The sequence below is a fragment of the Blastopirellula sp. SH421 genome (assembly GCF_057808535.1).
Map to the genome: position 1 here is coordinate 5,528,464 of NZ_CM173712.1, position 15,558 is coordinate 5,544,021.

10 protein-coding genes and 1 rRNA gene are annotated in these 15,558 nt (G+C 54.3%); 7 read left to right on the forward strand and 4 right to left on the reverse strand.

Features of this window, described 5'->3' with window-relative positions:
* On the reverse strand, window positions 1-3,369 hold the full coding sequence (locus SH421x_RS22275) for a hypothetical protein (RefSeq protein ID WP_488852221.1): 3,369 nt from the start codon (window positions 3,367-3,369) through the stop codon (window positions 1-3).
* Window positions 3,370-3,923: 554 nt separating this feature from the next.
* On the reverse strand, window positions 3,924-4,355 hold the full coding sequence (locus SH421x_RS22280; RefSeq protein ID WP_488852222.1) for a response regulator: 432 nt from the start codon (window positions 4,353-4,355) through the stop codon (window positions 3,924-3,926).
* A 244-nt stretch (window positions 4,356-4,599) separates the two neighbouring features.
* Between SH421x_RS22280 and SH421x_RS22285 the strand changes: the two genes are divergently transcribed.
* The 4 genes from SH421x_RS22285 (at window position 4,600) to SH421x_RS22300 (ending at window position 9,574) form a co-directional block, all read left to right on the forward strand.
* Window positions 4,600-5,655: a tetratricopeptide repeat protein gene (locus SH421x_RS22285; protein WP_488852223.1), complete on the forward strand. Its 1,056-nt coding sequence runs from the start codon at window positions 4,600-4,602 to the stop codon at window positions 5,653-5,655.
* 472 nt (window positions 5,656-6,127) lie between these two features.
* Window positions 6,128-8,215: an elongation factor G gene (fusA, locus tag SH421x_RS22290; protein WP_488852224.1), complete on the forward strand. Its 2,088-nt coding sequence runs from the start codon at window positions 6,128-6,130 to the stop codon at window positions 8,213-8,215.
* 170 nt (window positions 8,216-8,385) lie between these two features.
* Window positions 8,386-8,958, forward strand: coding sequence for a hypothetical protein (locus tag SH421x_RS22295; protein WP_488852225.1), 573 nt, complete (start codon window positions 8,386-8,388; stop codon window positions 8,956-8,958).
* A 25-nt stretch (window positions 8,959-8,983) separates the two neighbouring features.
* Complete coding sequence (locus SH421x_RS22300; protein WP_488852226.1) at window positions 8,984-9,574, forward strand: 5-formyltetrahydrofolate cyclo-ligase; 591 nt, start codon at window positions 8,984-8,986, stop codon at window positions 9,572-9,574.
* On the opposite strand, the gene SH421x_RS22305 is transcribed toward SH421x_RS22300, so the two are convergent.
* Both SH421x_RS22305 and aroH read right to left on the reverse strand, forming a co-directional pair.
* On the reverse strand, window positions 9,571-10,509 hold the full coding sequence (locus tag SH421x_RS22305) for a cysteine peptidase family C39 domain-containing protein (RefSeq protein ID WP_488852227.1): 939 nt from the start codon (window positions 10,507-10,509) through the stop codon (window positions 9,571-9,573). The two genes, SH421x_RS22300 and SH421x_RS22305, sit on opposite strands and share 4 nt — an antisense overlap.
* A gap of 348 nt (window positions 10,510-10,857) precedes the next feature.
* On the reverse strand, window positions 10,858-11,289 hold the full coding sequence (gene aroH, locus SH421x_RS22310; protein ID WP_488852228.1) for a chorismate mutase: 432 nt from the start codon (window positions 11,287-11,289) through the stop codon (window positions 10,858-10,860).
* Window positions 11,290-11,795: 506 nt separating this feature from the next.
* On the opposite strand from aroH, the gene SH421x_RS22315 reads away from it, so the two are divergent.
* From SH421x_RS22315 to panB, 3 genes are all read left to right on the forward strand, one after another.
* A 16S ribosomal RNA gene (locus tag SH421x_RS22315) occupies window positions 11,796-13,306 on the forward strand.
* Window positions 13,307-13,634: 328 nt separating this feature from the next.
* Entirely contained in the window at window positions 13,635-14,522 is an 888-nt protein-coding gene (locus tag SH421x_RS22320; RefSeq protein WP_488852229.1) for an endonuclease/exonuclease/phosphatase family protein, read from the forward strand.
* A gap of 213 nt (window positions 14,523-14,735) precedes the next feature.
* Complete coding sequence (panB, locus tag SH421x_RS22325) at window positions 14,736-15,545, forward strand: 3-methyl-2-oxobutanoate hydroxymethyltransferase (RefSeq protein ID WP_488852230.1); 810 nt, start codon at window positions 14,736-14,738, stop codon at window positions 15,543-15,545.
* The last annotated feature ends 13 nt before the right edge of the window (window positions 15,546-15,558 follow it).

Consider the following 15,558-nt stretch of genomic DNA (forward strand, 5'->3'; position numbering starts at 1 on the left):
CTACGCCTCCGCCGATGTGGACTTTAGCAGCGCAGAACCGGCAGTCGTCGAGACAGGTTCTTGCGGTTCAGTTGGCAAGGCGCGCATTTGCGATTCCGAACCTGCCCGACGAACCACGGTTCGCGCTGGTCGACGCGGCCCCAAAGCGAAATACAAGATGATCGAAAACAGACTGCAGGCGAGACCGATAGAAGCCATCCCGCCCAGCAACACCGCATGATGGGGATAAAATATCGCCATCGCCGCCATGATCGCGACCAACACGCCGACGACCGACGCGCGACGCAGATGTGGTAGATAGAAGAGCCCAAGCCCGACCGCCAGCGTGACGCCCCCAAACGCGAGCATCAAACTACGACGGCGAACAAACCAAGGCTGGATCGATTTTGGAGCGCCGATCGAGCTGTAAAGATACTGACTCATCCCCGGCGGGAAAGCACCTTGGGTGCTAGCGTTTGCCCAGGTTTCGAGTCGATCCTGATGCATTCGTTCGACCGGAATGTAGCTTAAGCCGTCCCATTCCCAATCCATCTCTTCGGTCAAGCCAGGCGCCGACAGGCAAAACCAATCGCTGGGGCAGGCCAGTTGATAGTAAACCGGCTCAAGATAAACCGCGTCGTCCAATACTGGAGCTTCCAGAGGCGCCGAACTTTCGAGTCCCCGATCTTCATTCTCGTACCAAATTTCCAGCGTATCCATCGCGGTCGTGCGAGAGAGTTCTGACGGATCAATTTGCAGCGTGATCCCGTCATGATCATCACTGACAATCTGCCGATTCTTCCAGTTGGTTTCGATCGTTTTCGCGTCGGCAGGCAAGTGCAATGTCAGTGACGGTTGCCGCGTCTGCAACAGAAAGCTAACTCGGGTACGTCGACGGTCGGATGTCAGCGCCTCTTGGATCCAACAACGTTTCACTCGCGTTCGCAAATCACCGATGCCGCCGGGACGCTTGGAGAACTCTAGAGTTACCGCAGTCGGCGCTGCGCTTTCGCTGGTCGAAACCGATTCTAACTTCAGCAACACACTGGGGTCGGTGCTACGCACTTGGGTCCAAGCCGGATCAGGGGCAACCACTTGGATCCCCGTATGCGATGATATCGAGAGTTCGGTCGGTCGGATCACCACCTGAATGGGAGCCGATGACGACTGCTCAGCTGCCAGCGAGATCAGCGGAATGGTCGTTATCATCGGCGCTAATTCGCCAGAACTAGCTAGCACAGCCGCCGGGGAACTGACTTTGTATTCGAGCGTTAATTCGGCTTCGATCGGTCGCCCTAAAACATCGATTCGCAAAGCGGGCTCCGTTCCGTCAGAAGGCGCCTGCAACTGTGCGTAGCCAACTTCCTCGCCATCCAAACGAATCACCAGATCGGCCAGCGCTGAGCGTGGAGCCCCATGCAACAGCAAACTGCCGATCTCACCGTAAAACGCATGCAGCTTGAAAGTTTGAACGACCTGGCAGCGTGAATCGAGCGGCGCGGACTCCAACGCTTGCAGTGGAGGTTCAATATCAATAGAGGCTCGTGGTGTGACGAATAACTGCGGCTCAATCTTCTCTAACTCTAAACGAAGTGGCGGCATTGCATCGGTTGGAATCATCCGCAAATGAAGCCGCTGGGCGTTCGGATTGTCGTCTTGTGCGAGCACGTCGATTTGAAAAGGCGAGTCCGTTCCCAGGTCCGGGACAGCTTTCAGATTCGGCGCGGTGCGAACGGTGATTGACGCGGCCGAGGGAGATGCGATCTGCGGGCGAATCATCGGCAGCGTCACCACTCCCATTTCGTCCTTCGGCAGCGGAAATGAGGCCGTGAACGAAACTCGCGCCAGCCGCGCTGACGTCGTACGTTCCATACCGGTCGCCAGGAGCGGCGCGATCCATTCGTCGTCCACGGTTTCGACTTGCGCCCAATCGACATCACTTTCTTTAAACTTCACGACGTTTTGCCAGCCGTGCATGTCAAAAGCAATCGATTCGCTGTACGACTTGGGGACCGAAAAGATAAAGTCGGCGTCAACTTGCGCTACGGACTCATTGATTACAAACTGAAACGCGGCGCTGGTCGCTTGGAGCGTCGGCTGATTCGTCGTCGCTTTGATATTTAATTCGGCAGGCTGCGCAGCGTAAGAAAACGCGGAGTGCTCATCGCTTGAATCGTCGACCGTTTCGCGACGATAGTTGCGCATGTTCCAACTGGCGATCACGTTTTCGCTGTATTTAAGCCGAAGCTTGCCTTCTTGCTCCTTTGCTTGCCAGACGTCAAACAACCCTGCCGTGAACCGGCTTTCCCGCGAATCAGAGCCTCCCGCTTGAGTTGTTTTCAGTTCAATCTCGCAACTAGAAGACTTGTTGTTGAGTTGCACGCGAATAAAACGCTGCTCAATCCCTTCCCCTTGCGGCAATAGGACCTCGCGCATCTGATAATCGACCGTCTGCGACGGCTGAACCCACTCTGCGCCGTCGGCAATGCGAATATCGAACGATTCGATTGGAACTCCGTTGAGCGAGGTCATCCGCAAACTAGCGGTCGTCTTCAATTGCAAATCATCTTCAATGGTCGCCACGATATCGCCGGTGGCGCGCAAGATGGCCACATCGTCTTGCATCGTGCGGCGTCGCGGCCCCCAAGTCAGCTGTAGCGTGCTGCTGCTGCCGGGTGATTCGACCGTAACGACAGTCGCGTCCGCTTGCTGCTCGCTCGACGTGACAAACGCGTTTCCTGCCGCGGTCGCTTCCACGTCCGGCGGAAGTGACAATTTCACCTGAAACAACGCCGTTGACGAAACATTCAAATTGAACCGAACTTGATCTCCATTGGTTTCGGTCCGAACAGCCGCTTGTAGCCGCACTTCGACCTGATGCTCTGACCGGCCCGAATCGTTTTTCAGCCAGAGGACGTATTTTCCTGTGTTCAGATCGGACCCGATTACGAACGGAGACGTATCGGACAACGTCGGCGGCGATCGAAGCGCCGCTCCGGCAAGGCCCAACGAAACTTTGAACCAGCCCTCCTTCTCCAATTCGATCTTGTAGGTGAGATCAAGATCGACAAATCCGTCAGCCGCTTTACCGACAACGTCGATCCGGTTGATTACGTACTTCGGAAGATTGGTGCCTCCCCCCTTGTTGCGAAACTCGTCGTACCACTGCTGGTACTCCTCGTACAGGGATTCTCCAACAAACCTGTATTCGTTGTTCGCATCTTTCAGATAGTAGAACTTTTGCCCCGTGTCCTCTTCGACGGTGGCCCGTGTTGTTCCGGCTGGCGGGGTCATCTGCGCGGCGGTGATACCCGCATGCATAAAGCAGGCGAAGGCTGCAATGAATGCGACCAACTCGGCGCGCGGCGGCCTAGCGGGAAGTCGAAACATGGACAATCAAGTTCTACGAAAAGCGAGGAGATCAGAACGACGCCTAGACAAGCAAGGATGCGACGCCTTTTACAATTTATTCAGTTCTTCCCCGCGTGGTCCCATGATTTTCGCTGAGGAAGCGAAACGGTAAAGAAACCCCTGACGACTAGTTAGATTATAGCAGTTGGGGCGTTCCGGGCGATCTTTCGACGAGGCCCAGGAGAGAAAAAAACAGAAGCGGCTCTCCCTCCTCAAGAGGGAAGAAAAGCGACTAAATCTCCAACCTGCGCAGCACAAAGCGACGACCTAGAGGCCGTCGCTTTCGGCGTATTCTTTTGATCTTTTAGAAAGTTGATTCGGCGAATGAATCACTTCTTGCGATGACGGATCTTCGCACGCATACGTCGCTTTTTACGACCAATTTTCCGCCGACCTTTTCCCGTTTTCTTAGTTCCCACGAACTTCTCCGGACGTCAAAGGACCTTGGGAGGTCCCTCTGCAAAACTTAATGTTGAGTGGAAGGAGGATAGGATATCAAACTACCTACCCCCTTTTCAACCACCTAAACGCAATTACCAGGGAGATGTTTCGTCCAAAGCTCGCTCTAGCAGGGCAATTATCGCTGCGGGGTCGTATGGTTTTTGGAGAAAAAATCGCGCACCACGCCGTCGAGCCGAGCGAACCAAGTCCGATCGGTGCATGCCGCTGACCAAGATAATGGGCAAATGATGGGTTCGTTGTGCGTCAGAAAGCTCTTCGCAGATATCGAGCCCGCTCGCATCCGGCAGATCAATGTCGAGCAGCAGCGCCGAGATCGACTCACTCGCCGCAAAACGAAGGCATTCGCGCCCCAGGCCGGTGTCGATCGTCTCAAACCCGTTCTTTTGCAAGACGTGCGTTAGCACTTCACGCTGCATCGTGTCGTCATCACAAACCAGCACGCGTCCTCGCGAATGCCCACTGTCAGAAATTGATTCTAACTGCGGAATATTCTCCATAATCATTGCATTACCCCCTGATGTAGCTCACGCGACGGTTAACCGTACACCAGGACTTCATGCTGTCAAAAAGAAACTGTTGGGAAAAAGAAACATTCGTGTCGCCCAGCAGCTTGGAGGCTCGCGTAATCGTTGAAATCCTTGCAGTCGAACTAGAATGCGGGCAATTTTCTCGATAACCTGGAAGAGAAAGCCCCAAAACCCTCTTCGCAAAATTCCTTAGGTCCCGTAACGAATCATGCGCGCGCTCATGCTGCCCTCCATCCTTGCGTTTCCTTTGCTGCTCGCCTGCCTATCACTCGCGACAGCGGACGATGCAGCCCAAATCAATGTCCTTGTCCGCTCCGCTGCAGAGCAGAGCAAAACCGCCAAAAGCGGCGAAGAATATGCTGAGATCATCGCGATCTGTGAAGAAGCACAAAACCTGACACTCCCCCCAGAACACCAAAAATATTTCGATCAACTTCAGGCCTGGGCTCTCAATAAACGGGGCGAAAGCTTGGCCGACAAAGCTGCCGCAGCGACTGACCCTGCCGATATCACCAAGCTAGAAGAAGCGGCGCTGGCTGACTTTAACGCCGCTGTCCAGCTTCAGCCCAAGCTGGCTACCGCCGTGCACAATCGCGGCGTCAGCTTGGCCGCCGCAGGGGAAAGTGAGGCAGCAATCAAAGATTTTGACCTCGCGATTGAGCTCAACCCCAAGTACGCCAATTCGTGGTTCAATCGTGGCGAACTCCACTACCAGTCAGGCCGCATGCGTCAGGCGATCAGCGACTACAGTCGAGCAATTCAACTGAAGCCGAGCGACGCGGGAGCCTTCAATAGTCGCGGAAATGCTCAGTATCTGGCCGAAAACTACCAGGCGGCGCTGGCCGATTTTGGCCAAGCGATCCGCCTGGCTCCGCGAGATCCGCTCGGCTACGCCAATCGCGCTGACGCTTATAGCGACCTGGGATACTGGGAGCGCGGCCTACAGGATTACCAAATGGCGATTGAACTCGACCCCAATCTGGCTCGAGCCAAGCAAGGCATGGCCTGGGTGCTAGCTACTTGCCCTCAATCGAATGTACGCGACCCCGAAGCAGCGCTACGCTACGCAGCCGAAGCAGCTGCCGCACTCGAAACTCCAGACGCTCGCTATCTCGATACTTTAGCGGCCGCGCAGGCAAATTTTGGCCAATTTGACCAAGCAGCAAAGACGGCGGAGGAAGCCAAAACGATCGCGACTGCAACGCATGCGGAACAGATCGAAGAGCGGCTAAAACTTTACCAATCGAAGCAGCCTTTTCGCGAACCCACAAGGTAATTCCCGCTTCTGAATAAAAAGTAAATGAATTTTGTCTACCGCGACGGATACTTCGTGGCTAGACTTTGCGGATGAGACCGTGATAATGATTGGAAGCATGCCGTAGACGGCTGCCGACCTAAGAAGCGGTGGCATCTCTGGCTAAAGCCATACCTCTAAAGCACTTATGAATTTGCGAGACGCGATTCCATGTTTTCTGTAGTGGAAATACGACTGCCGAAACGCCGCCCTATCACGGTCGGTCCAGGAATTCGCGCCTAGCCAGGCGTTTAACGTGCGCAGCAAGCGGACCAATGAAGTGACCTAGTCCGTTTCGCCCAATCCATTAAGATTGTCTCGCGCAGGTTCTTCGCAACGGCTCCCTTTCTAGGGATCTCTCTCCCCCGACCTGCGTCGGTTCCCAAAACTATACAAAGCGCTCGCGCTTGAGTTGCTTTCCTTCACAACCTCTACCTTTTTTGAACTCTTTACTATGAACCTCGCCAAACTGCGAAACATCGGCATCTCCGCTCATATCGACTCGGGAAAAACGACTCTAAGTGAGCGCATTCTGTTTTACAGCGGTCGTATCCATAAGATCGAAGACGTCCGCGGCGGCGGCGACGGCGCTACCATGGACCACATGGAGCTCGAAAAAGAGCGCGGTATTACTATTACCAGCGCAGCAACCAGCGTCGAATGGAAAGGGCACCCGATCAACCTGATCGACACCCCCGGCCACGTCGACTTTACGGTCGAAGTTGAGCGTAGTCTCCGCGTATTGGACGGCGCCGTGCTCGTGCTGTGCTCGGTCGGTGGCGTTCAAGCCCAATCGTTGACGGTCGATCGCCAGATGAAGCGTTACAAAGTGCCGCGTCTGGCGTTCATCAACAAGATGGACCGCACCGGAGCCAACCCCGACAAAGTCATCCAGCAGATGCGCGACAAGCTGAACGTCGACGCGATCGCTTTCCAGATTCCGATCGGACTGGAAGACAAGCTGGAAGGCGTTGTCGACTTGGTCGAAATGAAAGCCTACTACAACGATGGTGCTCAGGGAGAAATCATCCGCACGGAAGAAATCCCGGCCAATCTGCTGGAAAAGGCGAAGGACGCTCGTCAGCACATGCTCGAATCGCTCTCGCTCTATAGCGACGAGTTGATGGAATTGCTGCTCGCCGAAGAAGAACCATCGTCCGAGCTGATTCACAAGGTGACCCACGATGCGGTCATCGGCCTGAACATTACGCCGGTCTTCATGGGCTCCGCCTATAAGAACAAGTGCGTTCAGCCGTTGCTGGATGCAGTCACCCGCTACTTACCCTCGCCGCTAGAAATTGAATACAAGGCGAAGGATGTAACCGATCCGACCATCCTGATCCCGCTCTCGTGCGACAACGACGCGCCGCTTGTCGGCATGGCGTTCAAGATCGTGGAAGATCCGTATGGCCAGTTGACCTTCATGCGGATTTACCAAGGCAAGATCGAAAAGGGCAAAGGCTACGTTAATCAGCGTACCGGCAAAACCGATCGCTTCTCGCGGATTGTGCGGATGCACTCTGATAAACGAGAAGAAATTGATTTCGCGACCGCTGGTGACATCGTCGCCGTGATGGGTATCGACTGCGCATCAGGCGATACCTACGCCTCGGACCGCAACTACTGCTCACTGGAAAGCATTTTTGTGCCAGCTCCGGTGATCAAGATTTCGGTCGCGCCAAAAAGCCGAGACGACAGCGACAAATTGGGCAAAGCCCTCCAGCGCTTCCGCAAGGAAGATCCGACCTTCCACGTCTTTACCGACGAAGAAACCAAGGAAACGCTGATCGCTGGCATGGGCGAACTGCACCTTGAAGTGTACGTCGAGCGGATCAAACGCGAGTACAAAGTGGAAGTTGTCACCGGCCCACCGAAGGTTTCGTATCGCGAAGCCCCGACCAAGGCCGCTGAATTCAACTACAAGCACAAAAAGCAAACCGGTGGTTCAGGCCAATACGCTCACATTGTCGGCGTGATGGAACCCCTGGATGACGGTGGCGACGGCTTTGTGTTTGAAGACAAGGTCTCGCAGGGGCGTATTCCCAAAGAGTACATCCCAGCGGTCCAAAAGGGCTTTGAAGACGTACTACTCAAGGGTCCGGTCGCTGAATTTCCGGTGGTAGGCCTGAAGGTGGTCTTGCAGGACGGTTCGTACCATGACGTCGACTCGTCTGAAATGGCCTTCCGCATTTGTGCCCAGGGCTGTTTCCGCGAGAACTTCATGAAGATGAAGCCGACTTTGCTTGAGCCGATTATGAAGGTCGAAATCGAGGTGCCGGAAGCGTACCAAGGCCCCGTTACCGGCGATGCGATCGCCAAACGCGGTATGGTGACCAGCACCGACTCGAACGGCGAAACTTCGGTCATCACGGCCGAAATTCCGCTCTCCTGCATGTTCGGTTACTCGACGATCCTGCGAAGCATGACGCAAGGCCAAGGCACGTTCAGCATGGAGTTCGACAGCTACAAGCCGACTCCGTCGAACATCCAAGAAGAGGTCGTCGCCGATCGCAAGAAAGAAAAAGAAGCCAAAGCGAAATAGCCTTCGCCTGGTTTTGATCAACAAAGAGCCCTGTTCGCCGACTGCGAACGGGGCTTTTTCTGCTTCGAACCCAACACCCATCGCATTCTCTCGCGATCGTGCTCCAGATCGATTACGCTACGATCTAGGACGATTCAGATCCACTAGCCTTCCAAAGGCGGACCATCCCCGTGTCGACAATTTGCAGCAATTGCGGAGAAGAGCTCATCGGCGCTGTGAACCGCTGCTGGCGCTGCGGCAGAGAATTTGAAATCGATGCGCTCGCAGACATTCCGCCGGTGAGACGAATGCAGATCCTCCCAGAGTATCTCCATTCTCCCCCGACGACCACGAATTCTGCGCCGCAGCCGAATGACATCACGACAGCAATCAGCCAAGACGACGCCACAGAGGATGAGATCATCGCGGCCGAACTGGTTCCCAGTCCCCCGCTTCGGCTGGACTCTCCCTTTCGCATGGTGGATGAAACTCCAAGCTCTCAGCGAGCAGTCCCCTGGCTTCCGCTTGCGTTGGGGACCGGCGGCTTGGGTGCGCTGCTTTGCCTGGTATCGATCGCTGGGGCTCCGCTCGCCATATTTGCCGTCGGCATCATTATTTGGCGTGCTGGTGCAACCCCCGCTCGCCAAGCCTGGTTCCTGCTGATCTTGGCGATGTTTCTGCTGCTGGTCGCAGCAATACGCTCCAGCGCGGTGCTGCACCTTTACTTCTTCGGCCAGCCGCTGTTCCCACCCTTGGCTCCCTAACCTCTGCCTCAAATAAATCCCTGCTGTGCCCGACGTAATTCGACTTAAACAGATCCTCCGACAACGCCATCTAGCCGACCGAGACGCGCTGCTCGATCGAGCTGAAAAGAACGCTAAGATCCTTTCGCGAATCACCGAGTGGTTGACTCTGCAATCGGCCACCACCGTTTTATGCTACGTCAGTGCACGTAGCGAAGTAGAGACGCGACCGCTATTGACAAAGCTGCTCGGCAGCAGTCAACGCGTTGTCGTTCCCTACTGCCTAGACGACGAACGCTTGGGGCTCTTCCTGCTCAGCGATCTTGCGGAACTTACCCAAGGCCGTTTTGGTGTCTTAGAACCACGCATTGAACTTCGAGATTCGAAAGCGATTTCACCGCTTGAAATCGAGACGGCGATCTTGCCGGGCGTCGCTTTTGACCTACGCGGCAATCGGCTCGGATATGGTAAGGGATACTTCGATCGCTTGCTGGGCGAAATGCCATCGCAGACGACGATCTCTGCCCTGGCGTTTGAATGCCAACTTGCGAACGAGATACCAGTAGAGCCGCACGACCTACGGATCGAGGTTCTGATCACGGAAGAACGCTTGATTCAGACCATTGCCGCCCCTTAGTGGAAGGCGTACTGAGCCCGCAGGTTGTTTTCAATTAGCCCGGCTTGGCTGGACGCCTCCGGCGTCAAATAGATTGCGTTGCCGCGCCAGAGACGTTGCAGAGATTCACGTGGCCAGACTTCAACGCCGATGCTTGGATTTGGATCGGCGACTAACACCTGATTTTCGTTAAGCACCCCCAGACAAATCACCGAGTGCATCGCTCCTGGCTTCCACCCCTCTTCCTGCTCAAGCCCATTTGCATTGTTCTGCGATTGCCATTGCGGAATACCGACCTGAAGCAAAACAGGTCGTTTTAACTGGGCAAGTTGATCAAAATCGATTCTTTCAGCCGAAACATGCAAATTTGCGTTGGCCGTCTTGAGCTTTAAACCGCGGTAAACCCCCTTCCAGGACGTTCCCTTGCGGGTAAAGCAAAGCTCGGCCATTTCCTGCTCCGAAGCCGAAAGGCCGTATTGTCCTAACAGAGTCGCGGCGCACGCGGCGGAACATGTCTTTTGCGTTGTTTGAAAGCAAATTCCGTCGCTACTCCACAAGTTGCCACAACGGGGCGGGCTGCCGAGAACCATATAAACGGCCGCAAAACCGCCCACGCACAACATCGCCGCCATCGGCAACGCTCGTCGTGATCCCTGATCTTGCAGCCGATTCGAGACAACGGCGGCCATCGCGGCCGCCCCGATCGGGAACCAGTTTCCCAGCACCAATAGCGCTGAGAAGGGAAGCCAATAGGTCATCACTTCGTTGTCCCACAGAAACCAGGAATACCCTGAGATAGCCAGGACGATGAAGACAGCGAGAAAGTTTAGTGAGCCGTACGACCAATCTCTAGAAACTGAGCGGACAGCAAAGAATGCTGCAATCGAGAGTCCAGCGACAATCGCATACGCGACATACATATCCGTCACGGCATCGCCTCCTGCCAGAATCGACATCCCCATCCACGCTTAAACCACCAGAGGGCGAATTATCGACGTGCGAAATCGGGAACGGTCTTATTGGAGGATATCGTTAAGCGAAATTAATCGCAAATTAGATGGCAAGAAAGTCGCCATCCGCTGAGACAAACTAGGGCGAACCCTGCCCCCTAACTGACGATGCCGCTTCCGACTCAGACGGCAACTAGCTTCTACTCAGCCGCCCAAGAATGGCATGCGGCAGTCGTGCCCACACTGGGCGAAGAAGCAAAATGGGCTGAAGCCCTCTCAGACATACCTGCCGTATCCCCTTAACAACAATGGACTTACGCAACTCGAGCAACAAAGAACTGCGAGTCGCGTCGCCTATTTAATGCTAGTCATCTGCGCTTCGATCCAAGCATCCAACGCCTTCCAATCGACCGGAGGCAAATCCGAAAGGTCAGGGCGCAGCCGCACCGCTTGTTTAATGTAGACGTGCTGAATTTCCTTTTGACACTTGGTTGTATTCCAGTTGAGCATGATTCGGATGCACATCGGCAGCGAGCCTGGCACGCTGATTTCGTGGGTGCAGATCAGGGGCACATCCATCCAGCCGAGTTGCCGTGCAGCCAAAGCCGGAAACTCAGCGTTTAGGTCACTGGTGATGGTAAAGATCGCACTGCCGACATCTTGCCCTTCGATTCCGTTTTGCCGAATCATGAGGGCCAACAATTCTCGCGTTGCACGCAAGATCTCACCACGATCATTGTTTTCAACGGTGGTAGCACCGCGAACACCTCGGCAGGCAGTCAACATGAAAAACGCTTCAAGAAGGAATCAAACGGAACAAGGGTCAAGCATACTCCTGAATCGAGCCTCATGAAAGCCGCAAAGATGTCAATCCAGCGGCGTCCCAAACGACGGATCTTTCAAAATTTACGCGGCCAAAACGCCTGTTTTCTCGGGGTTTTCGACGTATGTTCATGAAATCTGCGCAAAAACGTGTTGGGCCTGTTGACGCCCAGCGCCAATCCTATAGGATAGACCGTCTCACCTGAGGGCATTGGCCCTGACAGTGAGGAAAACAAAAAACGAGAGACCACGTTTCTCGAGCTTTGATCTTTGACAATTTGGTTGTGACCTCTGTTAAGTTCGGCGTGAGGCTGTGCTTCACAAAGATCGATTCAGGCTTCGGCTTGAGGATGTCTTTGCGAGGCTAAAATCACGATGAACTGTATTTGAATTGTTTTGCAAAGAGCAGTTCAAACACTTTAACTGTTGCTCATAAGCGATTTACTTCGGTAAGTCGTAAAAGCATATAACAATTGAAGGGTTTGATTCTGGCTCAGAATGAACGTTGGCGGCATGGATTAGGCATGCAAGTCGCGCGATAACTGAGAAAGCTTGCTTTCGAGGGGACAGCGGCGAAAGGGAGAGTAACAGGTGGTTTATCTACCCTCGGGTTTGGGATAGTGTCGGGAAACTGGCAGTAATACCAAATAACATCTACGGATCAAAGTTCCGGCGCCCGGGGATGAGACTGCTCACTATTAGCTTGTTGGCGGGGTAATGGCCCACCAAGGCTACGATGGTTAGCGGGCGTGAGAGCGTGGCCCGTCTCACTGGGACTGAGATACTGCCCAGACACCTACGGGTGGCTGCAGTCGAGAATCTTTGGCAATGGGCGCAAGCCTGACCAAGCGATGCCGCGTGCGGGATTAAGGCCTTCGGGTTGTAAACCGCTGTCAGAGGGGAAGAAATTTTGACTGATCCTCAGAGGAAGGACGGGCTAAGTTCGTGCCAGCAGCCGCGGTAAGACGAACCGTCCGAACGTTATTCGGAATTACTGGGCTTAAAGGGTGCGTAGGCGGCCCTACAAGTCAGGTGTGAAATCCCACGGCTCAACCGTGGAACTGCGCCTGAAACTGTAGGGCTTGAGGGAGATAGGGGTGAGCGGAACTGATGGTGGAGCGGTGAAATGCGTTGATATCATCAGGAACACCGGCGGCGAAGGCGGCTCACTGGGTCTCTACTGACGCTGAGGCACGAAAGCTAGGGGAGCGAACGGGATTAGATACCCCGGTAGTCCTAGCTGTAAACGATGAGCACTGGATCGAGGGGACTCCCACATCTTCTCGGTCGTAGCGAAAGTGTTAAGTGCTCCGCCTGGGGAGTATGGTCGCAAGGCTGAAACTCAAAGAAATTGACGGGGGCTCACACAAGCGGTGGAGGATGTGGCTTAATTCGAGGCTACGCGAAGAACCTTATCCTAGTCTTGACATGTTTAAGAATCTCCCTGAAAGGGGAGAGTGCTCTTCGGAGAGCTTTTGCACAGGTGCTGCATGGCTGTCGTCAGCTCGTGTCGTGAGATGTCGGGTTAAGTCCCTTAACGAGCGAAACCCCTATCTCTAGTTGCCAGCGAGTAATGTCGGGGACTCTAGAGAGACTGCCGGTGTGAAACCGGAGGAAGGCGGGGATGACGTCAAGTCCTCATGGCCTTTATGACTAGGGCTGCACACGTCCTACAATGGTGCGAACAAAGGGACGCAAACTCGCGAGAGTAAGCAAATCCCAGAAAACGCGCCTCAGTTCGGATTGCAGGCTGCAACTCGCCTGCATGAAGCCGGAATCGCTAGTAATCGCGGGTCAGCATACCGCGGTGAATATGTTCCTGAGCCTTGTACACACCGCCCGTCAAGCCACGAAAGTGGGGTGCACGCGAAGTCGCTAAGCTAACTCGCAAGAGAGGCAGGCGCCGAACGTGAACTCTGCGATTGGGACTAAGTCGTAACAAGGTAGCCGTAGGGGAACCTGCGGCTGGATCACCTCCTTTCTAAGGAAAACTGTTAGATGACTCAGGAAGACTCACACTTCCTTCTAGCGTCGCTTACTCCGGTAAGCAGCGACGATCGAAAGATCTTCGCCTGTACAATAGACATCTAACGGTGGGACAGCCTCATAACGCTTAACTGGGTCACAACCATTTTTATACGAAGCTCGTGATAGAGATATCTATCACGAGCTTTTTTTCGTGCGCTAAACGTGTCTCCTGCAATCACTTCCAGCGACTCTTCTTGCCGTTGCAATAGAACTTCGCAAGCCTTCGTGCGACAATAGACCTGTTTTATCGCAAAATCTCAAAACACAGAGAAAACTCGGCCATGAAGATTTCACGACGCGGCTTTTGCGCTGCGATGAGCGCAACAGGTCTTTTCGCTACCGAGTTGCCTGCATATGCGACGGATCATAAATCGCAACCACTACGAGTAATCGCCTACAATATCTACGCTGGCAAAGGCTGGCCACACGATCGATCACTTGCCAAAAAAGCGGTGAAATTGGAGCAAATGGCGAAGCGTTTCGCAATCGAACTCGCTTTACACGATCCAGATATCATCACCTTTTCTGAATCACCGCGTGAATCGATAACCCAGGAGATCGCTCAACATTTGGGGATGAATCATGTTCGCTTTCCCAGCGGCGGCAATTGGCCAGGCACTCTCCTCACGCGCTTTGAGATTTCCGCTTCACAAAACGTCCCGCTTGGCCATCCGCGCCCCAACCAACTTTTTACGCGGCACTGGGGCCGGGCCACTATCAAGCTTTCTAGCGGCCAACCCTTGATTGTTCACTCTGCCCATCTCTATCCGGTCTCCGATCCGACGGTTCGCCTTCTAGAAATCAAAGCGATGCTGGCCGCGATGCAAAAAGATCTGGATGCTGGCCATTCGATGTTGCTGCTGGGCGATCTCAACCATCCTCCCGAGTCAGAAGAATACCAACTTTGGCTCGACGCTGGCTGGATCGACACATTTGCAAAAGCTGGCAAACACGATGGGATAACCTTCCAGCCGGTCGGTCATCAACGGCGAATTGATTACGTCATGGCGCATGGACCGCTCGCCAACCAAATCGTAGAATCTCGAGCACTCTCCGAAGGTGCTTTCCTACTAAATAGCTTGGACGAAAAAGCATTTTCTCTCAGCGACCATTTGCCTCAATTAGCAGTCTTTGACCTGGGGATAGCCGTACCCAAGGCAAGCAAATAGATGCTTCGACCAGCCGCTGCTACTTTCTTCTCCCTACAGAGACGAACTACCGGGTGATATTTCAACTTTGCAGGCCGTTTCGCCCGTGAACTTTGCGTCAATCACCTTTCTCCTGCTAGGGCGGCGGTTGCCTGCGAAAGGGCTCACCGCGACAATCGAAGCATGACGCACTGATTCGCTTCACTTACCCCTATCCCCCCAGATGGCCCGCTGATGTCCTCTCACAAACCTGCGTCGGATCGCGTCACCGTTCCAAAATTTGTTGCGATGAAACGGGACGGCAAAAAAATCTCGATGCTGACCGCTTATGATCACACAATGGCGCAACTATTGGACGAGGCTGGCGTCGACTCGTTGCTAGTCGGGGATAGTCTTTCGATGGTCGTGCAAGGACATGACACCACCTTGCCGGTCACTCTCGACGAAATGATCTATCACGCCAAAATGGTGGCCCGCGCGGTCCGTCGCGCCTTGGTTATTGTCGACTTGCCGTTTCCCAGTTTTCATCTCGGCGTCTATAGCGCCATCGAAAGTGCGGGGCGCATTTTGAAAGAAACTGGCGCTCAGGCGGTCAAACTAGAAGGGGGAGTCGAGCAGGCCGAAGTCATTGCCGGACTCGTTTCGGCAGGCATTCCGGTCATGGCCCATGTCGGCCTTCGCCCCCAATTGGTTATGCAAATGGGGGGGTACAAAGTCCAGCGAGACGAAGAACAACTGATGGCCGATGCACTGGCGGCGCAGAACGCCGGAGCTTTTGGCCTAGTACTGGAATGCGTTCCCCAGAGTGCTGCGGCGAAAATTACGGCGGAACTGACAATCCCCACGATCGGCATTGGCGCTGGCGTCGGCTGCGATGGTCAAGTCCTAGTCGTCAATGACATGCTTGGACTGACCGGCGGCTATGTTCCGAAATTTGTCAAAGCCTACTCCAACTTACGCGAGCAAATCACGACTGCCGCCAAGCAATACTGCGAAGAAGTTCGCGACGGCGACTTTCCGTCCGCAGAGCATAGCTTCAAGTAACTTCCGCTTTCGC

Bases quoted from the DNA above. Each gene is read 5' to 3' on its own strand.
- SH421x_RS22275 (WP_488852221.1), bottom strand. From the start codon at position 3,369: ATGTTTCGACTTCCCGCTAGGCCGCCGCGCGCCGAGTTGGTCGCATTC.
- SH421x_RS22280 (WP_488852222.1), bottom strand. From the start codon at position 4,355: ATGATTATGGAGAATATTCCGCAGTTAGAATCAATTTCTGACAGTGGG.
- SH421x_RS22285 (WP_488852223.1), top strand. From the start codon at position 4,600: ATGCTGCCCTCCATCCTTGCGTTTCCTTTGCTGCTCGCCTGCCTATCA.
- fusA (WP_488852224.1), top strand. From the start codon at position 6,128: ATGAACCTCGCCAAACTGCGAAACATCGGCATCTCCGCTCATATCGAC.
- SH421x_RS22305 (WP_488852227.1), bottom strand. From the start codon at position 10,509: ATGTCGATTCTGGCAGGAGGCGATGCCGTGACGGATATGTATGTCGCG.
- aroH (WP_488852228.1), bottom strand. From the start codon at position 11,289: ATGTTGACTGCCTGCCGAGGTGTTCGCGGTGCTACCACCGTTGAAAAC.
- SH421x_RS22320 (WP_488852229.1), top strand. From the start codon at position 13,635: ATGAAGATTTCACGACGCGGCTTTTGCGCTGCGATGAGCGCAACAGGT.
- panB (WP_488852230.1), top strand. From the start codon at position 14,736: ATGTCCTCTCACAAACCTGCGTCGGATCGCGTCACCGTTCCAAAATTT.